At 37.7% G+C, this 19,157-nt stretch carries 20 protein-coding genes, 3 tRNA genes and 2 pseudogenes; 17 read left to right on the forward strand and 8 right to left on the reverse strand.

Features of this window, described 5'->3' with window-relative positions; translation table 11 throughout:
- Nucleotides 1–289 precede the first annotated feature (289 nt).
- Nucleotides 290–436: pseudogene (locus PN450_RS13920) on the forward strand (M23 family metallopeptidase); the annotation flags it as partial.
- A 49-nt stretch (nucleotides 437–485) separates the two neighbouring features.
- A tRNA-Arg gene (locus PN450_RS13925) sits at nucleotides 486–558 on the forward strand.
- A 222-nt stretch (nucleotides 559–780) separates the two neighbouring features.
- Here the strand turns inward: PN450_RS13925 and PN450_RS13930 are convergent.
- Nucleotides 781–1,189: pseudogene (locus tag PN450_RS13930) on the reverse strand (transposase); the annotation flags it as partial.
- A gap of 704 nt (nucleotides 1,190–1,893) precedes the next feature.
- Here PN450_RS13930 and PN450_RS13935 point away from each other — a divergent pair.
- Entirely contained in the window at nucleotides 1,894–3,024 is a 1,131-nt protein-coding gene (locus PN450_RS13935; RefSeq protein ID WP_271836689.1) for an aldo/keto reductase, read from the forward strand.
- Nucleotides 3,025–3,046: 22 nt separating this feature from the next.
- Here the strand turns inward: PN450_RS13935 and PN450_RS13940 are convergent, their stop codons facing one another.
- The gene (locus tag PN450_RS13940; protein ID WP_148761759.1) at nucleotides 3,047–4,927 is read right to left on the reverse strand and encodes a cation:proton antiporter; all 1,881 of its coding nucleotides are present in this window, start codon (nucleotides 4,925–4,927) and stop codon (nucleotides 3,047–3,049) included.
- Between the two features lie 454 nt (nucleotides 4,928–5,381).
- On the opposite strand from PN450_RS13940, the gene PN450_RS13945 reads away from it, so the two are divergent.
- The 3 genes from PN450_RS13945 to PN450_RS13955 all read left to right on the forward strand — a co-directional run bounded on the left by PN450_RS13945 (nucleotide 5,382) and on the right by PN450_RS13955 (nucleotide 7,724).
- Nucleotides 5,382–5,615, forward strand: a complete 234-nt coding sequence (locus tag PN450_RS13945) for a hypothetical protein (RefSeq protein WP_271836690.1) — start codon at nucleotides 5,382–5,384, stop codon at nucleotides 5,613–5,615.
- Nucleotides 5,601–5,673 (forward strand) — tRNA-Glu (locus tag PN450_RS13950). Before PN450_RS13945 ends, PN450_RS13950 begins: the two co-directional genes overlap by 15 nt.
- 377 nt (nucleotides 5,674–6,050) lie before the next feature.
- A complete protein-coding gene (locus PN450_RS13955; RefSeq protein ID WP_271836691.1) occupies nucleotides 6,051–7,724 on the forward strand; it encodes an ABC1 kinase family protein in 1,674 nt (557 codons plus the stop codon).
- Between the two features lie 189 nt (nucleotides 7,725–7,913).
- Here the strand turns inward: PN450_RS13955 and PN450_RS13960 are convergent, their stop codons facing one another.
- On the reverse strand, nucleotides 7,914–8,249 hold the full coding sequence (locus PN450_RS13960; protein ID WP_015078842.1) for a ribbon-helix-helix domain-containing protein: 336 nt from the start codon (nucleotides 8,247–8,249) through the stop codon (nucleotides 7,914–7,916).
- 83 nt (nucleotides 8,250–8,332) lie between these two features.
- Here PN450_RS13960 and PN450_RS13965 point away from each other — a divergent pair, with 83 nt between their 5' ends.
- The 3 genes from PN450_RS13965 (at nucleotide 8,333) to PN450_RS13975 (ending at nucleotide 9,573) form a co-directional block, all read left to right on the forward strand.
- Nucleotides 8,333–8,548, forward strand: coding sequence for a hypothetical protein (locus PN450_RS13965; protein ID WP_015078841.1), 216 nt, complete (start codon nucleotides 8,333–8,335; stop codon nucleotides 8,546–8,548).
- A 100-nt stretch (nucleotides 8,549–8,648) separates the two neighbouring features.
- On the forward strand, nucleotides 8,649–9,167 hold the full coding sequence (locus tag PN450_RS13970; protein ID WP_148761764.1) for an HNH endonuclease: 519 nt from the start codon (nucleotides 8,649–8,651) through the stop codon (nucleotides 9,165–9,167).
- 16 nt (nucleotides 9,168–9,183) lie between these two features.
- Nucleotides 9,184–9,573, forward strand: coding sequence for an alr0857 family protein (locus PN450_RS13975; protein ID WP_015078839.1), 390 nt, complete (start codon nucleotides 9,184–9,186; stop codon nucleotides 9,571–9,573).
- A 6-nt stretch (nucleotides 9,574–9,579) separates the two neighbouring features.
- Here the strand turns inward: PN450_RS13975 and PN450_RS13980 are convergent, their stop codons facing one another.
- Nucleotides 9,580–10,431 (reverse strand): polysaccharide deacetylase family protein, encoded by an 852-nt coding sequence (locus tag PN450_RS13980; RefSeq protein ID WP_271836692.1) that lies wholly within the window; start codon nucleotides 10,429–10,431, stop codon nucleotides 9,580–9,582.
- A gap of 278 nt (nucleotides 10,432–10,709) precedes the next feature.
- Between PN450_RS13980 and PN450_RS13985 the strand changes: the two genes are divergently transcribed.
- A complete protein-coding gene (locus tag PN450_RS13985; protein ID WP_015078837.1) occupies nucleotides 10,710–11,477 on the forward strand; it encodes a ChaB family protein in 768 nt (255 codons plus the stop codon).
- Between the two features lie 217 nt (nucleotides 11,478–11,694).
- Here PN450_RS13985 and PN450_RS13990 read toward each other — a convergent pair.
- Nucleotides 11,695–11,779 (reverse strand) — tRNA-Leu (locus PN450_RS13990).
- Between the two features lie 406 nt (nucleotides 11,780–12,185).
- Here PN450_RS13990 and ndhL point away from each other — a divergent pair.
- The 4 genes from ndhL to PN450_RS14010 all read left to right on the forward strand — a co-directional run bounded on the left by ndhL (nucleotide 12,186) and on the right by PN450_RS14010 (nucleotide 14,509).
- Nucleotides 12,186–12,395 carry an NAD(P)H-quinone oxidoreductase subunit L gene (ndhL, locus tag PN450_RS13995; protein WP_080683924.1) on the forward strand — a complete coding sequence of 70 codons (210 nt, stop codon included), beginning with the start codon at nucleotides 12,186–12,188 and terminating at the stop codon, nucleotides 12,393–12,395.
- Between the two features lie 26 nt (nucleotides 12,396–12,421).
- Nucleotides 12,422–12,733: a DUF3007 family protein gene (locus PN450_RS14000; RefSeq protein WP_015078835.1), complete on the forward strand. Its 312-nt coding sequence runs from the start codon at nucleotides 12,422–12,424 to the stop codon at nucleotides 12,731–12,733.
- A 64-nt stretch (nucleotides 12,734–12,797) separates the two neighbouring features.
- Entirely contained in the window at nucleotides 12,798–13,601 is an 804-nt protein-coding gene (gene trpA, locus PN450_RS14005; protein ID WP_213711722.1) for a tryptophan synthase subunit alpha, read from the forward strand.
- A gap of 239 nt (nucleotides 13,602–13,840) precedes the next feature.
- Nucleotides 13,841–14,509 carry a hypothetical protein gene (locus PN450_RS14010; RefSeq protein ID WP_015078833.1) on the forward strand — a complete coding sequence of 223 codons (669 nt, stop codon included), beginning with the start codon at nucleotides 13,841–13,843 and terminating at the stop codon, nucleotides 14,507–14,509.
- Nucleotides 14,510–14,907: 398 nt separating this feature from the next.
- Here the strand turns inward: PN450_RS14010 and PN450_RS14015 are convergent, their stop codons facing one another.
- The 3 genes from PN450_RS14015 to PN450_RS14025 all read right to left on the reverse strand — a co-directional run bounded on the left by PN450_RS14015 (nucleotide 14,908) and on the right by PN450_RS14025 (nucleotide 15,651).
- On the reverse strand, nucleotides 14,908–15,183 hold the full coding sequence (locus PN450_RS14015; RefSeq protein ID WP_271836693.1) for a hypothetical protein: 276 nt from the start codon (nucleotides 15,181–15,183) through the stop codon (nucleotides 14,908–14,910).
- A 64-nt stretch (nucleotides 15,184–15,247) separates the two neighbouring features.
- Complete coding sequence (locus tag PN450_RS14020) at nucleotides 15,248–15,460, reverse strand: type II toxin-antitoxin system HicB family antitoxin (RefSeq protein ID WP_015078826.1); 213 nt, start codon at nucleotides 15,458–15,460, stop codon at nucleotides 15,248–15,250.
- Nucleotides 15,460–15,651 (reverse strand): type II toxin-antitoxin system HicA family toxin, encoded by a 192-nt coding sequence (locus PN450_RS14025; RefSeq protein ID WP_271836694.1) that lies wholly within the window; start codon nucleotides 15,649–15,651, stop codon nucleotides 15,460–15,462. The genes PN450_RS14020 and PN450_RS14025 overlap by 1 nt, the downstream gene beginning before the upstream one ends.
- 204 nt (nucleotides 15,652–15,855) lie before the next feature.
- On the opposite strand from PN450_RS14025, the gene PN450_RS14030 reads away from it, so the two are divergent.
- From PN450_RS14030 to PN450_RS14040, 3 genes are all read left to right on the forward strand, one after another.
- The gene (locus tag PN450_RS14030; protein WP_271836695.1) at nucleotides 15,856–16,185 is read left to right on the forward strand and encodes a XisI protein; all 330 of its coding nucleotides are present in this window, start codon (nucleotides 15,856–15,858) and stop codon (nucleotides 16,183–16,185) included.
- Between the two features lie 266 nt (nucleotides 16,186–16,451).
- Nucleotides 16,452–16,853: a Pepco domain-containing protein gene (locus PN450_RS14035; protein ID WP_271836696.1), complete on the forward strand. Its 402-nt coding sequence runs from the start codon at nucleotides 16,452–16,454 to the stop codon at nucleotides 16,851–16,853.
- Nucleotides 16,854–16,859: 6 nt separating this feature from the next.
- On the forward strand, nucleotides 16,860–19,112 hold the full coding sequence (locus PN450_RS14040; RefSeq protein WP_271836697.1) for an SUMF1/EgtB/PvdO family nonheme iron enzyme: 2,253 nt from the start codon (nucleotides 16,860–16,862) through the stop codon (nucleotides 19,110–19,112).
- Nucleotides 19,113–19,157 lie beyond the last annotated feature (45 nt).

A 19,157-nucleotide genomic window follows, 5' to 3' on the forward strand; every position in this document is an offset into this window, starting at 1 on the left:
ATAGATTTTGATGACATTTTTGGTGATTTACTGTTTCTCAAATGCCTTTTTTCACTTTATCTGTTTGTTTTGATGCTCCCTTTGATTTTCATCTCCGTAATTTCCCTCTGTAACATTTTGGGGTGCGGAATGTGGGTTTAACATAAAGCCGTCCTGGAAGGACGGGGCTGTCCCGTCTTTTCGGTCAGGCATAATACTGTTTATGTCTGCACTTTTTGGGCTAAATGTAACTAGTTGAAAAGGGTATTAAGGGTATTAAGGGTATTTTTGCAAAAAATTAGATTGTGGTAGCGAATTATATATCAGTGAAGGACAAACTGTACAAAAAGGACAAGCGATCGCTGCTGTCGGTTCTACAGGCTTCTCCACAGGTCTCCATCTCCATTTTAAAGTCTGCCGCGATGGTACACCTGTTGACCCAGCAAATTACTTATAATTAAATGCTGTTTAAATTCAAAAAGTATGTTATACTATGAAATGTATAAGGGCGCGTGGCTCAGTGGATAGAGCAACAGGTTCCGGTCCTGTAGGTCGGGGGTTCGAATCCCTCCGCGCTCATTTTTTATAATGTCACTTGTCAGATTATTTGACCGCGTTGACAAGTTGGTGTCCGTCTTGCCAAATTATTGTCCGCGTTGACAATTTATTTGTCAGGCATCAATAATTTCTTTGCCACACTTCTTATAGTATGGCAAAACTTTTTATTGTGTCTAAAAAAATATTTAGGGCTTGCTGAAAAAGTGGGAAAAGGCAAGAAAAAAGATAACTAAGTAATTTTATTTCTAACGTCTGTTCCACAATTTTTCGATTGATTTTGTTAACTAAATTTATGTCTATTCTTTCTCTAAAGTGAACTAGCATTGAAGCGTCAAATGGTGGTTTATTACTATCTTGTTGACATTCCTATAAAGTATTGCAGGTAAGGGTTTTCCCCTATCTGTTCTACTGTTTCTCTATCACTAACTCCTAATTTTTCTTTGATTATCAATGCTCCTAATGCCATCCTAAATGTTTTGGCTGGTGCGCCTATTTCCGAGGAAAATATTGCTGCATATTCTGCTTCAAATTCAGACCAAGGTATCATTTTTGTCATGATTACCCACCGATTATCTAATGCCAATTTCTCCTCGAAAGGTAAGTAAGTTGGCGTTAAACAATCAACATATGTAACGAAATGTAAATTCGACAAATACCTTATAGATAGGTTATTTAAGGGTTTTTACGAAAAAAATGTATATTGATTTTATCGTGCCGACTTACTTAGTTGAAACTTTTCTGGTGCTGTTTCTTGTTATTGCGCTTTTTTATACATTTTAATACGCTTTCGTGCAAGGGTTTTTACGCATTTTAACTCTTTTTCTTGCACCTTTTCATCTTCTATCCCCCTCAAGTCATTGATTTGTCACGGTTCTATGTTTATTCAGCAAGCCCTAGTTAGATGTCTGAGATAAACCAAAGTCAAAATTATTTGTTCTGGGAGCGATAATTTAGGTTTTCTACCACCTCCACCTGCAATGATTCTAGTTTTATTTGATTCTAATAAATCTTGTTTCTCATTGTATAATTGTTCGAGCTTTTGAATTAATTTTTGTAGCTGCTCATAATCTAGACTAAGTAAGTTGGCGTTAAACAATCAACATATGTAACGAGATGTAAATTCGACAAATACCTTATAGATAGGTTATTTAAGGGTTTTTACGAAAAAAATGTATATTGATTTTATCGTGCCGACTTACTTAATTAATCTTTGTGTTTCTTTATGATTCTCTTCAATGTGATTCAGTATTAAACTCATATTTTCCTGTTGAAAACTAATTATTATATTCTTTTACCATAAAATGTTACTATTTTGGATATGTCTATTAGATAAGATAATTCCTGATTACCTGCTATATGCAATATCGTCGTTTTGGTAAAACTAATTTACATCTTTCTGTTTTTTCATTGGGAACAATGCGCTATTTAAATGATAGTGAAAATGTCCAACAGACCATTGAAAAAGCTTTATTTTTAGGAATTAATCATTTAGAAACAGCTAGAGGTTATGGTGATAGTGAAGCATATTTGGGTAAAGCTATAAAAGCTGGTTTATCAGTACCCCGTAATCAGATTTATATTACTACTAAAATTCCCCCAACACCAGATGCTGACACTATGCGTCGGTATATTGATGAATCTTTAAATCGCTTGAATTTAGATTATCTGGATTGTTTAGGAATTCATGGATTAAATACTTGGCAACATTTAGAATGGGTACAAGCTAAAAATGGTTGTATGCAGGCTGTGGAGGAAGCTATTAATGATGGGAGAGTGCGACATATTGGGTTTTCTACTCACGGTTCATTAGATGTAATTTTAGCAGCTATAAATACAGATTTTTTTGAATTTGTTAATCTTCATTATTACTATTTTTTTCAACATAATGCCCCTGCAATTCAGTTGACAACAGAAAAAGATATGGGCGTTTTTATTATTTCTCCTACGGATAAGGGCGGAAAATTATATACTCCACCCCAAACTTTAAAAGAACTCTGTTATCCATTCACACCATTAAATTTAAATTATCGTTTTTTGTTAAGTGATAACCGCATTAATACTTTGAGTATAGGACCAGCAAAACCAGAAGAGTTAGTAATATCTCCAGAACTTTTTGATCCTCCAAATGAATTAACTAAAGCTGAAATTGATATTTTTGAAAAATTAGAAAATCAGCAAAATGATGTTTTACTAACTGATAAATGTAGTCAATGTTATGATTGTTTACCTTGCCCAGAAAATATTCATATTCCCGAAGTTTTAAGATTACGAAATTTAGCCCTAGCTTATGATATGAAAGACTATGGACAATATCGTTATGGAATGTTTGAAAATGCTGGTCATTGGTTTCCAGGGATGAAAGCTAACCGTTGTACAGAATGTGGTGATTGTTTGCCCAAATGTCCAGAAAATTTAGATATTCCCACTTTGCTAAAAGATACCCATGAAAGATTGCAGGGGAAAGCAGGAAGAAGATTATGGGGATAAATCCAAAATCTAAAATCTAAAGTTATTTAACTTTTACTTCTTCAACTTCTGCTAATGTTTCCATAGTTAGCGGTGTAGACTGACTAGCCCCAGAAAGAAGTTTTAAAAGATTAGGACGGGAATCATATAATAGATAGATAATGCGATCGCCTATTTCCCATTCTTGAGTAGCCGACATTACCTGTAAACGTTCTTGTCTTTCTAACAACAGTGGTACTAAAATCCCATCTCGAATTTTTTCTTGTATATGTTCTTGTTGAGAGTCAAATTCTGCCGCATTTAATGTAGTTGTTCCCAATTTCACCTGTCCATTCATCAAATATTCATTCCAAGTTTTTACTGGTAAATCAGAGACAAAAGCTTGATCAACTTTACTATTCTCCGAAGGAGATCCTTGAGGATGTCGGGGGAATATAGCTAAAACACGGGGAGGATTAAATTCCTCAGCAGCGCGTTGAGCTAAAACAAAATTCACTTCACCATTACTGGTAATGGCTAAAAAAGTCCCCATCGAACCAATACCAGCTTCTTCCAGTATTTCCCCATCTAAAGCACTACTAGCAATCACTCGGAGATTTTGGGCTTCAGCTTGGGCTAACCGTTCCGGGTCAGTATCAATCATCACTACACTTTCTCCCCGTTCTTGAAAAAAGCGGGCAATTAATAAACCCAAGGGATTACAGCCCACAATTACCGCCCCAGTTGCATCTTTAGAGGTAATTCGTAACCATTTAACCAACCAGCCAGCGGTTAAACCTTGACAAAAAACCGTCATGATAATTGTCAAAAAGACTAAGGCTTTAATCGAATCACCACCATTAATGCCCCTCTGTGTCAGTAAAATCGCAAATAAAGACGCTACAGAGGCGGAAACTATGCCTCTGGGTGCAACCCAACTTAAAAATAGTTTCTGTCGCCAATTCAGATCACTATTCCAAGTACACAAAATAATGTTAATGGGGCGAACGACAAACATTAACACCAAAACGGTGAATAAACTCCCCCAACCTAAAGCCAAGACACTAGCAATGGATAAATCAGCCGCTAGGAGGATGAATAATACAGAAACGCTGAGAATTGTCAGTTGATTTTTAAAGCTTCGCAATAACCGCTCTTCGGGAACTGAAGAATTAGCAAACACCGCACCTGCTACCACTGTGGTCATAATTCCCGATTCAGAGCGAATCATTTGCGCTAGGGCAAACAACACCCATAAAACTGCCAGTACAACCAGATTTTTCAGTTCAAAGGAGATAAAATTGGCGCGTTTGAACATCCAACTCATTAAATATCCACCAACGCCACCAATGCCCGCACCCACAGCGAAACGTAAAATTAGACCAATAATCGCATTAATCGGGTCTGTATCACCATTTAAAATCGTATCCAGGACAACGTAAGCTAGGATAGCTCCCACTGGATCTATTAAAACTCCTTCGCCTTCTAATAGCGTTCCTACTTGTCTATCTACGTTAATTTGTTGAATTAAAGGCCCAATTACGGTCGGTCCGGTAACAACAACAATGGACGCATAAAGCACTGCTATATTCCAGGGAAACTCCCCTAGCCAGTGTGCCGCCAGACTTCCCCCTAGTAGGGTGATCAGTGTTCCCAAGGTAACGAGTAACTGGAGACTGAGGGAAACTTTGCCCAACTCCTGCCGATCTAATTTGAGTCCACCTTCAAACAAAATGATTGCTGTTGCTAGGGAAACAATCACTTCCAATCCTGTGCCTAGTAAATGCGGTTGTAATATTCCCAGCCCGTCTTTACCTAAAAGGATGCCTAAGAGGAGTAGTAAGACGATGCTGGGTAGTTTGAAATATGCAGCCATTACCTGGGCGCTAATGCCTGCAAAAACAGTGATCACCATCTGGAGGGTGATTTCAAAAGGTGCTTCCATATTGTAGATTTTGAGCCATTGATTTCAAAATCCTCTCTAAAGAATCATAAATATTAACTTTACAGAAATATCCGGTAAGCGTAAAGCTCAGGGGCTAAAGCCTTGAGATATAAGCGACACGGGCAGTTCGACAAGCTCACTGACCACGGTTTTAACCGCATAGAGTTTCTTTTTGGCAGAGATAGGGAAAAGTTAAGTGGACTCGTTGAACCAAGAATCTCAGCGGCTTTAGCCAGTGAGAGTGTCAAAGAAATATAGTGGCAAGTTTATACGCCTTGTAGCAGAAACTAGTACATCACAGCGTAAATAAAGCAACCATATTCAATCGCCAAAAAGCCTACTGTATATTAGTTTTGACTTTTGACTTTTGACTTCCGCCCTGCGGTACTAGTAGTTTGTCAAGATAAAAATGATGGACTGTAGTGTGAGCGTCTCGCTCACGCGGGCAAGAAAGATGCCCGCACTACCAAAAACCCGTCAAAATAAATTTGACAGACTACTAGAAATTTCTCAAGAATTTATTGCTCTTGGCAAAAGGACAGGGTTAATAGTCCAGAAATATTCCCTCTGCTCCTTACTTTGTGGCTTTTTCACCTCCTCTAAAAAAATCTTTCCAAAACCTCTTGACATTCTCAAAAAAACCCGCTATATTGTTAAAAGTGAAGAGAAACAAGCCCCCATCGTCTAGAGGCCTAGGACACCTCCCTTTCACGGAGGTAACAGGGATTCGAATTCCCTTGGGGGTATTATAAAAGGGATAGAGAAAGAATTTTTCTTTTTCTATCCCTTTGATGTTTTTATGATTCCTGTGTCGGAATATTTACAAGATTTAATTTTGTTATTAGGTAGGGGTTTAGCAGTGCTAAACCCTTAGAAATCCAGGTTTTTTGTAATCTGGCAAAAGTCCATTTCCCAACCGTGTTTAGTATGGACTATTGTATTAATTGCTTGTATATACCACAGGCTAATTGCTACACGATTAGTTTACAAGTCTTCATTGGGACGGTGTTTAATAATTTATACTATGCAGTGTAGTTATTCAGGAGCTAGGAAAGAAATAGCCAACAATTACCGCTATATTATAAACAATTAATCATGGAAACATCAAATTTTGTTTATATTTATGATGGCAAAGTCTAAAAAGTTTCGTTGGCAAAAAACTAAATATTCTACCTTAGCCCGAAAAATAGACATTTTCAGGGCTGCGGCTAAATTTATGTTATTTCTGTGGTGGGATAGTATTTTTCCTCAAGATTCTTTAGAACATAAGAAAAACCGCGCTACTTGGTTTGTGAATACTTTAATTGATTTAGGTGCTACTTTTATTAAAATTGGTCAAACTTTGTCAACTCGTGCCGATTTATTGCCTCTAGAATATATAGAAGCTTTGGGAACTTTACAGGATCAAGTTCCGGCTTTTAGTAGTCAAGAGGCAATTAAGATGATTGAATTAGAATTAGGTAAACCTCTACAATTTATCTATAAAGAATTTGAATTTAATCCTTTGGCTGCTGCTAGTTTAGGTCAAGTTCATAAGGCTACATTATACTCTAACGAAGAGGTGGTTGTTAAAGTCCAACGTCCGGGTTTAGAGACTTTATTTAATTTAGATTTTAAGATATTATTACAGTTAATTAAGTTTTGCAATAAATATTTGACTGGGGTAAGAAAGTATAATTTACAATCAATTTACAATGAGTTCTTTGATTTGTTGTTTCAAGAAATTGATTATATTCAAGAGGGAAAAAATTCAGATAAATTCCGAGAAAATTTTCGTGGATATCCGCGAGTTATTGTCCCTAAAGTCTATTGGCAATATACAACAACGAAGATATTAACTTTAGAATATAAACCGGGAATTAAAATTAATGATAAAGCGGCTTTGGAAGCCTGCGGAATTAATATTCATCAGGTAAATGAAACGGGTATTTGTTGTTATTTAAAGCAACTATTACAAGATGGGTTTTTCCAAGTTGATCCCCATCCAGGGAATATGGCCGTCAATCCAGATGGGAGTATTATCTTCTATGATTTTGGCATGATGTCAGAAATCGGAACTTTGAATAAGGAGGAGATGATTAAAACTTTTTTTGCTATTTTAAAAAAGGATAGTAATGAGGTAGTAAATACTTTAATGAGGATGGGATTACTTGAACCTGTCCCAGATATGACTCCAGTAAAAAGATTAGTCACATTTTTATTAGATAAATTCACCGATAAACCTTTAGATATTAAAGCATTAGGTGAGGTAAAAATTGAACTTTATGAAATGTTTGAACAGCAACCATTTCGCTTACCTGCTCAAATGACATTTATTTTAAAAGCTATAACTACATTAGATGGTATTGCCAGGACTTTAGAGCCTCAATATAATCCTACAGTATTATCCCAGGCATTTATCAAAAGTCTGGCAGTCACAAAAAGTAAAGGAAGTACAATCGCTCAATTAAGCCATCAAGCTAGGGATTTTATTCAATATCAACTGACAAAACCGAATAAAACCGAAGTTTTAGTTAAGAAATTAGAGGAAAGAATTGAAAGAGGAGAGTTACAATTAAGAGTTAAAAATGTTGAAAGCGATCGCATCTTAGGACGAATTTATCTAGCAGTCAAAACATTAATTTATGCTTGTTTAACAGGGTTCAGTCTGTTGACAGGGTTAATTTTGATCATCGTCAAGTATCATAATTGGGCGATCGCAATTTTTTGTGTATGTGCTTTTTGTCTATATTTATTAGTTAAATCGTTAATGAAATTAGCAGTGATAGAGAAAATAGAAAAAATGGGCAAAAAGTAGCTAAGTAAGGATTCAGGTCTAACGTCTTCCGTAATTCCTCTATAATTAACCCGGAAATCTCAGGCTTTGCATCCGAATTAACACGGGAAACCTGAATTAATCCAGGAAATTGTCTTAAATAAATCTAAAAATTAGTATTTTACCCAGTTACTAAGGTAGCGTCTGGGTAAAATTAACTAAAATTACCGACTAATCAACCAAACTCTCAAGACTCAGAGGAACCATATCACCATTCCTCGTCAATCCCAATAACATTGATTGTTGTGATGCAATTAATTTACCTGTGAGGACACAACGCTCATCTTGTTGGGCTACAGCAGCAATACTAGCGCGAATATCAGATTTAGAAAAACGCGGTTTCCACTCACCTGATTTTTGCTGGATATAATTCCAGAGAATATCTCGAATTAGAGACTGATATCCCTGATTACCAGCGATATCTTTAAGTTTCTCCTTGAGTTTCCGTTCTAGACGAATACTGGTAACTTCCATATCAGTTGTTGGGGTGCGTGTAATGGTCTGCATGATTTTTTCTCCTTATAGGTATAGACAGGATAGTAATACAAGTGTAGTATGTTTAAAGGAATGTTCAATAGGTGAAATTTTCTGTGAAATCCATTTATCCCATCTCTACCTCTTCACAAGCAACCAAACGCCTCGGCAGTTGGGAATTTGCTGCTGCGGACGTGGAGAATTTATTTATGGGCAAGGATAGCCAACATCAAGGGCAAAGAACAAAAGGCAATTATGATTTTAAATATCCCAGCATGAATTTGCTGAATACAAAACCACAAATAGAGATCAAACGCGGGAGGTACAGGTAAAGAAATGCTGTACCAAAATAAGACGAAAACCATCAGGTCAATTGTTAACCCCCGCAGCGTCTAAGACAGAACCGGGGGTTTTTTTATAAGGAGTTAGGCTGTGACAAGCGCAATCCAAGTATTAGAGCAATCTGTAGTCGTGTTTTCCCAGAATTACTTACCACTGTGTCGGATAAATATCAAGCGGGCGATAGTGTTGCTAGTTAGCAATAAAGCCGAACCATTAGAATTTTCGACAGAAGACGGTTGGTTAATTCACTCATCTCGATTTGTGCTGTCTGTACCCAAGCACATCCGCTTAACAATTGCTGCTACGGAACGAATGTGGAAAATTCCGCCAGTCAATCGTCGGGAGGTTTTACGACGAGATCATAGCAGTTGTCAATATTGCGGTACTAACAAACATCTCACCCTAGATCATGTTATCCCCCGATCTAAAGGTGGCCGACATACTTGGGATAACGTAGTCATAGCCTGCGAAAAATGTAACTCTCGCAAAGGCAATAAAACACCCGCTGAAGCTGGAATGCCTTTGCGGAAATTACCGAAAGCACCTATTCACCCAACGGTGATATTTGCTGAGAAGTTTTGGAATGATATGCAAGCAAACCTGGAATAACAGGAGAGCAAAAGGAATGCTGAAATTAACTTACACCGAAAACTGTTTTTATTTAGAGTGTCTCACTCAATCTCTTGAGGAATGGGTAGCGCAAAGAGTGATTTTGGCACTGCGTGTCAGTCAAACTTTGCGGATTGAACCCACCACAGCTTCCTTTATGCTACCTCTTGATTTGCCAGGAGTAGAAAGACTAAAAGCCGAAGTAAATCGCCATGATAGTGAAATTATGGGCTTATCTAACTGTGATCCTGAATACTTAGAAGTTACCCTCGATGGTTCTTGGTTATCTGATGGTAATCATGATGCTGTCGGTGTATTTGTCACCACTATGAGCTATAGCACGGAGTTTTTTTTGTATAAACTTTGGCAAGAGTCTCAAATTTGTGCTTCTGTCGTCACTGAGTAAGGATGATCATGGCTGCATTTCTAAAAGTTCAGGAACTGTAACAAATCGGTAGCCTTGCTGTTTGAGTCCGCTGACGATTGCTGGCAAGGCTTTGACTGTTCTTTCCCGATTTCCGCCACCATCGTGCATTAACACAATAGAACCGGGTTTAGCATCTCTGATCACATTTTTCACAAATACTTGATATTTTGCCCGCGGATCGGTGTCTGCTGAAGTCACTGACCACATAACAACGGAGTTTTTCTGACTTTTAGCATAAGCAGCTAATCCGTTGTTTAAATAGCCTCCAGGGGGACGGAAAAATGATGTTTTGACACCTGTTGTTTTATAGATTAATTCATTTGTTTTTTCAATTTCACTTTTAGCTGTGGCTTCATCCATCTTTCGATACCAATGATGCCAAGTATGATTACCAATAGCATGGCCTTCAGCTACAACTCGTTTGGCAATTTCGGGATTTTCTTGTAAGGCACTTCCTACCCAAAAGAATGTAGCTTTTACATGATTTCGTTTGAGGATATCTAACATTTCTGCGGTGGTTTTTGGCCAGGGACCATCATCAATAGTTAAAGCAATTACTTTCTCTTTATTGCTGGGTTCAACTTTATAGATAGTTTTTGCTTGATATTTAGCTGGGACAGTAAAATCTAGGTTTTCAACTTTAGTTAGTAGTTGTGATTTGGGATTAATTTGATTAGTCGGAATGGCAACTTTTAAGGGTTCGCTATTGGTTTTTAATTGGCGTGGATTTGGGATGTTAGTACAAGCTGTAAAAGACAATGCTATTGCGGCAATAGCAATTTCTTTTAGTCTTTTATTGTGGTTATTTGTGGGAAAGGAATTATAATTTTTGGGCATAAAGTTCTGTGATATATTCTACACCTTGGGAAATTGAAATCTTCCAAAATTAATAAGAAACTTAGTTGGGTAAGGATTTGACTAAATCGGCAGTTAGAAACTGCATTTACAAAAGTCATCAAACGCGGGGTTTCGCAACTTCTAGGATTTTTTTATTGGGGATGAGATTTATCTATTGAATATTACAGCCAATTCTCTCTAAAGATTGATTAAGAAAATATTTAATTCAATTAGTATTTATAGGCACAGTCAATCATCACAGTAAAATGAGTGGACAAATGTCAGAAACATATCAAGCAGAGCGTACCATCTCATCTATATTTAAAGAACAGAAACAAATTGATGATGTAATTCATCGGTTACTAGATAGAGGCGTTTCCAGCGATTATATATCCGTTTTGGGCAGAAATTTTCAATCAGAAACCAGAATTGCTGGCTTTATTACTAAGCGGGATGTAATTTTGGGAGGATTAAGAACTGGGGCGATTTTTGGTTCTTTATTTGGTTCTTTCCTTAGTTTATTAACTGGGGTCGGTGTATTATTTATTCCCTTTGTTGGTCCAATTGTGGCAGCAGGTCCGATTGGAGCGATATTATTAGGGGCCGCAAGTGGAGCGCTCGCTGGTAGTGCTGGGGCAGGTTTGGTATCAGTTCTTACTGCCTTGGGGATGTCAGAAGACAAAGCTACGGTTTATCAAACCCGCTTAGAAGCTGGTGAATTTTTATTAATGATCGAAGTCCCGATCAATCGGAGTGGCGAATTTCAATTACTATTGGAAAGTTCAGGTGGTGAAGAAATTAATATCATTGGCAAAACACTACCTCATCCTTGTCCTGGAAAATGCAAAAATTCAGATGATTTATCTCCTGAAGTTCGCACCCATCTTTCACCAGAAGCTCAGAATATATTCATTGAACGCTATAATACTGCACTGAATGATAATATGGACAAGCTTACATCTGAACAAATGGCTTGGGATGAAGTTCATAAGCGATTTGATGAAGATGAAAATGGCGTTTGGTCAAAAGTTAAAGTTTTGCGATAGGATGTTCTTCTAAGAGAATTCCACAAAAAAGATGATCCAATTTTGTGGGATGGGCATCTTGCCCGTCCTTGTGTTGTTAGCGGGCAAGATGCCCGCACCACAAGAGATTTTGGGATATTTTTTTAATTGGAAGTCTCTAATTAGAAGTTCCTAAAATCTTTAAATACAAAAACGCACCAAATCAAAAGACTTGGTGCATTTTCGATTAATTTTTAGATGGGAGCGGGGGGGCTCGAACCCCCACGACCGTTTAAGGTCAACGGATTTTAAGTCCGTAGCGTCTACCATTCCGCCACGCTCCCGTAAGGTTATTTACTGTTTTTGAGGCAGTATTCACCCGCTTGTCTGTTATACCACTAATTGCTTTTTTTTGGCAAGTAGATTTTAAAATTTTATTTGCTAACGCTAATATTTGACATTTAGCACTGAAACAAAATTTTAGGTTAGCCATTTAGCTCACGCTTGATGACTGGAGAACATTATATCACAAGTTTCGATTTTTGGGCAATTTATTTTTGGGGGATGGAAAATAACACAATTAAATGAACCAGGAATAAATGAACCACGAAGAAGCGAAGACCGCGAAGGTAAGAGGTTTTGAGAGATATTTCGCGTCAGTTCTGATAATTACTGATTTCCTCAACTTAGCCATTGGGCATATCATGGGAAGTGAATGCACCAAATATAGTTCAAATTGCGGTAAGGAATATGGTTGTAGCACTACTGTATCTGAGTTTGGCTGGCGCTTATTTGCTGGTAATCCCCATTGCTGTCTTTTTCTACTTGAGTTTAAGATGGTATACCTGTGGTTCTGTGGAACGGGTGTTTATGTACTTTTTAGTGTTCTTTTTCTTTCCGGGGTTGCTAGTTCTCTCCCCGTTTGTGAATTTGAACCCCCGTCCGCGAAAAATTGCTTAAATTAAGATTGGTAGGTCATAATTCTCATGCGACGTATTGACGCGATTGGTATTGGCTTCGGCGTTTTTGTCGCCGGTGGCTTGGCTTATGTGGGTTTGCAAGTAGTAGGTTTAGATAGTCAGAATGCTGGTATCTGGAGTCAAGTTTTCTTGATTGCTGGCTTAATTGGCTGGTTATGTACCTATCTTTTCCGCGCGATGGGGAATAAAATGACCTACCATCAACAACGGGAAGCTTATGAAACGGCTTTTTTGCAAAAGCGTCTGGATGAACTTTCTCCGGAAGAATTAGCCAAACTGCAAGCGAAGATTGAAGAGGAAAAAGAATCTCAGGTTTAGGGTTATTATTGTTCAGTGGTTTGTTGACAAATGACCACTGACCACTAACTACTGACTAGGTGAAATGACTGCTATTTCTCGTTGCTTTGAAAATTTAAGACGGAATCAAGAGTGCGCGTTGATTCCCTTTATTACGGCTGGTGATCCAGATTTAGAAACTACTGCTAAGGCTTTGCAGGTTCTTGATAATTCTGGGGCTGATATCATTGAGTTGGGTGTCCCCTATTCTGATCCTTTGGCTGATGGTCCGGTGATTCAGGCTGCGGCTACTCGCGCTTTGGCACGGGGGACTACTTTAGAGCAGGTGTTAGAGATGCTCAAGGGGATTAGTCCGAGTTTGCGATCGCCAATTATTTTATTTACCTATTACAATCCGATTTTATATCGAGGTGTTGATAAGTTCTTGGGGCAAATTAAAGATGCTGGGGTAGCAGGTTTAGTTGTGCCTGATTTGCCTTTGGAAGAGTCAGCAGGACTCATTAAACCAGCGGCGGAGATGGGAATAGATTTAACCTTATTGGTAGCTCCTACGAGTTCTCCTGAAAGAATAGAAGCGATCGCTCGCGCTTCCCAGGGATTTATCTATTTGGTCAGTGTTACTGGTGTCACGGGAATACGAACCCAAATGCAAACACGAGTTGGTGATTTACTCCAACAAATTCGCCATGTTACAGATAAACCCATCGGTGTCGGGTTTGGGATTTCTGATCCTGAACAAGCGCGACAAGTGAAAGCATGGGGCGCAGATGCAGCAATTGTAGGTAGTGCCATTGTGAAACGACTGGCAGAAGGTACACCAGAGCAGGGATTAGATGCGATCGCTCAATTTTGCCAAAGTCTCAAGATAGCTATCAAAAATCCCTCTTAAACCCAAGGGAGAAATTGCCAAACAGTGTATGTTTTTGTTATTTTTTAGTGGACAATTTGACTATGATCGTCTTAAATAATAACAGCATATCTTAGGATAGACAAAAAAACTAACTGATACACTGGTTTATCTTGACCCTTAACTTAAATATACTATCAAAGTAGGCAAAAAATTATGCGTGTGAGAGTGTGTCAGTCACAACTGAGTTACTGTTCTGTAGTATTTGAGGGGTAACAGCAATGAGCGAAAGTATGGCATTTATTGGCGGAGTCGCGGTGGCTGGGTTAGCGGCTTTAGTCTTGCTGAAAGGAACAAATACCCCAATCCCATCGAATTTTGGTGTTAGCCCCCAAATGCCAGGGACAGTTATGGCTCCCCAGGTAATGCAGTATCCTCCCAATTACGGGCAACCTGCCTATTTTAATCAACCCACAACTACTCAACCCCCAACTGCTCCTAATTCTGATCAGCGTCTAGAAATGGAAAAGCTGAAAATGAATATGCAGCTAGAGAAGTTGAAAGCTGACAATGAACAACTCAAGTTACAAAACCAACAATTCCAGGTACAAGCTCAAAGCTTTACCCAACGGGAGTGGCAATTAGCACAACAAGCTAATCAACAAAAAATGGCGACATCATTACAACAACCTGAACAAAATAATTGGTGGTCTTCACCCATGCTTTGGGCTGTGGGTGGTGCGACGTTGACTATTGGTGGGGGTGTTGTGGTGGCTGGTGTTCTTTCTTTGTTTGCACCAAAACAGCGGGGTACTCGGACAGTTCAGGTGATTCATCCCTACAATGGACAAGCACCATCTTTAAATCCTGTCCGTCGGGCTGAGTTTTTACCTTCCTCGCGGATGGAATCTAGAAGGGTAGAAACGGCAGAATACGACGAAATGCAATAAGTTGTTGTGCTGAATAGTTGAGACATTGAGACGGCAGAAAAGTAAAAATCAGAATGCAATTAGTGGGGTTAAGTATTAGAGGATGTTTGAAAAGTTTTGAATGTATAAATTGACCCATCTCCAAACCTCTCCCCGACGCGGGGAGAGGCTTTGAAAACCCCATTCCCTGGTAGGGAAGGGGGGCAGGGGGGTTAGGTTTTTGGAGATTATGGGTTTCATCTGATACTTTTCAAACAACCTCTAAAAAAGTTTCTAGATAAGCTGTAGCTTCTTCTATGTCTTTAAGAGAGGAAATAAGATAATCATGGTAACTTCTGCTTTTAGCTGTTGCTGTTTTCACTTCTGTCATAATCTCTCCAATATTCTTTAGCTATTAAAATGTCTTGATCTTGACTGCATTAAAATCTTCGTCCTTCTTCAATCATTTCACGGATTAGATTTTTATCTAAACCTACTTCTTTTCTTAGTTGTTGGATTCTACTAATTGCATCTTGAATTGATTTTTTAGTAGTAATTTTTCCCCAAGCATTATGTTTTATTGTTGTACTTTCTGTATTATCTAATGGTTGGACAACTACCAATACTTCTACAGATTTATCTTTAAAATCCGTAGGTGTTTGAATTTGCAATATACCATCTGTACCGATATGTGCCAGCAATTTCATTGTTTCCATTTTTTACCACCATTCTTAGGGACAGGTTGCCAATTTCCGTATTTATTCATATCTATATTACTACTTAAATTAAAACTTCAACTTCCTGAGCGATACTTGTAGGTTGAGGAATTGGTAAACCTAACTCTATTAAACCTTCTATATGAAATTCTATGGATTCTACAATCATTTGTTGAACTTCTGCTAATGTTTCAGCCACGGCTATACAACCGGGTAAGTCGGGAACATAAGCACCATAACTGGTATTTCCTTTTTCAATTACTACTGTATAACGCATTATTCGTCCTCCAATTGAGCTTGTCTCCAAATACTTTTGAGTGTACCAATGGGTACGTCAATATTAGGTTTACCGGAAACTGTAACTGTACCAAGTTTATGAGGATGTTTAAACTGACGATGACTTCCTCTAGTTCTGGATAAATACCAACCATCAGCTTCTAGTCGCTGAATCACTGCTCGCACTTTCATATTAACATCTATTTGTAATCAATAGTTTGATTTATTGTATAATCAATTATCTAGCTCGCTGATAAAATATACAAGATATCCTAACTATTTTAATGTAAAATCCATATCCCGACTGGGAATTCATTCCCAGTCTTATAGCACAAGTCATCTGAAGATGACTAAATAACCAAAAAAATTTTAACTTTTAACCCAGGAGATTGTTTTATGGAAAGAATAAATTACTCGCAAATTATTCAAGATATTTTAAGCAATCATTCTATTAATGATATTGCAAATGGTACAGAAATTCAACTGCTTTTTGATACGCAACGTCATCATTATCAAGTATTAAATATTGGTTGGAAACAACAAATTAGAACTTATGGTGTGATTATTCATGTTGATATTAAAGATGATAAAATCTGGATACAAAGAGATGGTACAGAAATTGGTATTGCGAATGAATTAATGGCTGCTGGTGTACCTAAAGAAGATATTGTTTTAGGATTTCATGCTCCTTATAAACGGCAATTTACAGGTTTTGCGGTGGGATAATAAATACTTTGAGTAAATTATTTATTGATGTTAAAAATCGGGGATCTTTTCGTGGGTTTTAAGATCCCCGACTTCTAGCATAAATTAATCGTTTATGAATAAGATTGAAAACAGAAGTCGGGGATCTGGATGTGTGGTAAATATTCTCGGCTTCTGTTTGGTTTACCGGTAACTGTAACAGTACCGGGTTTATATTGACGTATTACTTTAAAAATAGTAGTATGTTCCATATAGATAGTAATATGCACTTATAATCCCTAAATTTTATGCCAGCAGAATTTCCTACCCCAGACAGCTTATGGATTATTACTGAAGAAGTGGCAGAAACCTCAACGACGACTATTGGCGCTAGAGGTAGTCATGATACAGGTGGATTATTGGGAAGTAAAACTACTGAGGAACAAATAATAGTCACTAAAGAAAAAGACAAAGTAGTAATTACTAGGCGTAAAGTTGAGGTAACAAAACTCAAGCAGGAAATGAGGGGATTTATACAAGCTATGCGAGAATGTTTAGATGAAGCTGATACCGATGACTCTAAAATCCGCCTAGACGAAGTGGAAGTTTCTGTAGAAGTCAATGGAGAAGGACAACTGAGTTTATTCGGAACAGGGGGAAAAGTAGGTGGTAAAGGCAGTCTAACTTTTAAATTCAAGCGACAACCATAGATTAAAATGGGTAAAAATTGGGCAATTAGTATTGGTATTAATAAATATAATAACCTGCAACCCCTAAACTTTGCTAAACGGGACGCAGAAGCAATGGACGCTTGGTTTCGGGAAGAAGCCAAATTTGATCGGGTGTTTTTGTTTACAGAGGACTCTCCACCCATTAATACCAGTCCACCTATTCCCACTGAACCAACCTTCGGAGGGTTGCGGGGGTTTTTACGAAGACAGTTTGAACAACCTCTATTACAACCAGAGGATAATTTATGGTTCTTTTTTGCTGGACATGGTATGCGTCATGCAGACAAAGACTATTTAATGCTTGCAGATAGTGATCCTGGTGCTATTGAACATACAGCTATTTCTGTTGAATACATCACTGAAAGATTGCGTCGTAGTCGTGCTGATAATGTGGTTTTGTTATTGGATGCCTGTCGAGAAGAAAATAGTCGTAGCGGTTTAGGAATAGGTGAAGAAAAGCATCAAGGAGTAATTACTTTTTATTCCTGTGCTGCTAACGAAAAATCTTGGGAAATTGCCGAATTACAACATGGTTCATTTACACACACACTATTAACAGGTTTAAGATTATATGGTGAAGCTAATTGTGCCACTGTGGAACGACTAGATAGATATTTAAATTCTTTCGTTCCTCAATTAAATATTAAATATCAAAAGCCAAAACAAAATCCTTATCTCAAGGCAGAACCGCCATATAAAATGTATTATATTTTGTTAGAGCAATCTGCTACTCTTAAAGATGTTAAATCATTAAAATTACAGGCATTCTTATCTGAAAATTCTGGAAATTTTGAGTTAGCAGAACAAATATGGATTAGAGTTTTAGGTGTGTCTCCTCGTGATTTAGATGCAATATCGGCTCTTAAACGAATTACAATTATTGAAAATAATCGCAAACAAGAGGAATACCGACAGGCTGTTTTAAAAGAAGTCGAACAACAGTTTCCTCTGAATCAAAAAAGTATTGATAATTTAGCTAATTTACAAAAATCCTTGCAACTTAGTGAAGAAGAAGTATTGAAAATAAGACAACTAATTTTTATTCAAAAAGAAGCAGAATATCGAAAACGCCAGGAAGAAGAGAGGATTAGAAGAGAACAAGAAGCTGAAAGAACTCATCAACAACATCAGGAAAATTTAGACCAGTATCAACGGGAATTTTTAACAACTATTGAGAGAGAATATCCCCTTAGTCAAGCAAGTAAAAATAAATTAAAAAAACTACAAAATTCCTTGCGACTTAGTGAACAGGAAATATTGCAAATAGAAGAACAATCTGTAAATTTTCCAAGGACACCACAACCAACCCTATTTTCTATAAATCGCAGACAATTTTTAACCTATGCTGGTTTAGGAGGGACAGGTTTAGTTACTACTGTTGTATTCAGTCAGATGTTTAAGGTACAACCTAAATTACTTGAATTATTAACATTTGAGTTTGAAACTAAAACAGTTGACAAAACAGGGAAAATAGTTAATCAAGAGAATCACCAAGCTAAATATTTTAAAGAAGATTTGGGGAATAATATCACCCTGGAAATGGTACAAATCCCTGGTGGTTCTTTTATGATGGGTTCACCAGAGTCAGAAAAAGGCTGGGATAAACGTGAAAGTCCACAACATGAGGTAAATGTACCCGCTTTTTCTATTGGTAAATTTGTTGTGACTCAAGAACAGTACCAACAAATCATGGATAAAAATCCCTCTAGTTTCCCAGGAGCAAAACGTCCTGTAGAACAAGTGTCTTGGAATAATGCTGTAGAGTTTTGTCAAAAGTTGAGTCAAAAGACAGGACGGGAATATCGTCTACCCACCGAAGCAGAATGGGAATATGCTTGTCGTGCGGGGACGATTACACCCTTTCATTTTGGGGAAACTCTAACAACTAAGTTAGCTAATTATAATGGAACTTACACCTATGCTTCTGAGCCAAAGGGTATATTCCGTGAACAAACAACAGATGTAGGTATTTTTCTGCCTAATGCTTTTGGATTATACGATATGCACGGCAATGTGTGGGAATGGTGTCAAGATGATTATTATGATAATTATGCAAATGCGCCTAAAGATGGTAGTCCTTGGACAAGTCAAAGTGGTAATAGAAAGCTGCTGCGGGGCGGGTCTTGGTTCGACAATCCTCAATACTGCCGTTCCGCGGCTCGTATATACAGCATCATCCGCGACCTCCACAACCTCATTATTGGTTTTCGTGTTGTCTGCGTTGTTGGGAGGACTTAGTAGCCCTTTGCACTCTTACGCTTTTGCTAAAGTTAGTTAAAATAA

The sequence above is a fragment of the Dolichospermum lemmermannii CS-548 genome (genome assembly GCF_028330815.1).
In the GTDB taxonomy this organism is placed as follows: domain Bacteria; phylum Cyanobacteriota; class Cyanobacteriia; order Cyanobacteriales; family Nostocaceae; genus Dolichospermum; species Dolichospermum lemmermannii.

What these genes read in the sequence shown, in the direction of transcription:
- PN450_RS14030 (WP_271836695.1), top strand. Translation starts at nt 15,856, where the DNA reads ATGGAAAGAATAAATTACTCGCAAATTATTCAAGATATTTTAAGCAAT.
- trpA (WP_213711722.1), top strand. Translation starts at nt 12,798, where the DNA reads ATGACTGCTATTTCTCGTTGCTTTGAAAATTTAAGACGGAATCAAGAG.
- ndhL (WP_080683924.1), top strand. Translation starts at nt 12,186, where the DNA reads ATGGTTGTAGCACTACTGTATCTGAGTTTGGCTGGCGCTTATTTGCTG.
- PN450_RS14025 (WP_271836694.1), bottom strand. Translation starts at nt 15,651, where the DNA reads ATGAAAGTGCGAGCAGTGATTCAGCGACTAGAAGCTGATGGTTGGTAT.
- PN450_RS13960 (WP_015078842.1), bottom strand. Translation starts at nt 8,249, where the DNA reads ATGCAGACCATTACACGCACCCCAACAACTGATATGGAAGTTACCAGT.
- PN450_RS13940 (WP_148761759.1), bottom strand. Translation starts at nt 4,927, where the DNA reads ATGGAAGCACCTTTTGAAATCACCCTCCAGATGGTGATCACTGTTTTT.
- PN450_RS13980 (WP_271836692.1), bottom strand. Translation starts at nt 10,431, where the DNA reads ATGCCCAAAAATTATAATTCCTTTCCCACAAATAACCACAATAAAAGA.
- PN450_RS14035 (WP_271836696.1), top strand. Translation starts at nt 16,452, where the DNA reads ATGCCAGCAGAATTTCCTACCCCAGACAGCTTATGGATTATTACTGAA.
- PN450_RS14020 (WP_015078826.1), bottom strand. Translation starts at nt 15,460, where the DNA reads ATGCGTTATACAGTAGTAATTGAAAAAGGAAATACCAGTTATGGTGCT.
- PN450_RS13945 (WP_271836690.1), top strand. Translation starts at nt 5,382, where the DNA reads ATGCCCGCACTACCAAAAACCCGTCAAAATAAATTTGACAGACTACTA.
- PN450_RS14015 (WP_271836693.1), bottom strand. Translation starts at nt 15,183, where the DNA reads ATGGAAACAATGAAATTGCTGGCACATATCGGTACAGATGGTATATTG.
- PN450_RS13955 (WP_271836691.1), top strand. Translation starts at nt 6,051, where the DNA reads ATGATGGCAAAGTCTAAAAAGTTTCGTTGGCAAAAAACTAAATATTCT.
- PN450_RS14040 (WP_271836697.1), top strand. Translation starts at nt 16,860, where the DNA reads ATGGGTAAAAATTGGGCAATTAGTATTGGTATTAATAAATATAATAAC.
- PN450_RS13985 (WP_015078837.1), top strand. Translation starts at nt 10,710, where the DNA reads ATGTCAGAAACATATCAAGCAGAGCGTACCATCTCATCTATATTTAAA.
- PN450_RS14010 (WP_015078833.1), top strand. Translation starts at nt 13,841, where the DNA reads ATGAGCGAAAGTATGGCATTTATTGGCGGAGTCGCGGTGGCTGGGTTA.
- PN450_RS13975 (WP_015078839.1), top strand. Translation starts at nt 9,184, where the DNA reads ATGCTGAAATTAACTTACACCGAAAACTGTTTTTATTTAGAGTGTCTC.
- PN450_RS14000 (WP_015078835.1), top strand. Translation starts at nt 12,422, where the DNA reads ATGCGACGTATTGACGCGATTGGTATTGGCTTCGGCGTTTTTGTCGCC.
- PN450_RS13935 (WP_271836689.1), top strand. Translation starts at nt 1,894, where the DNA reads ATGCAATATCGTCGTTTTGGTAAAACTAATTTACATCTTTCTGTTTTT.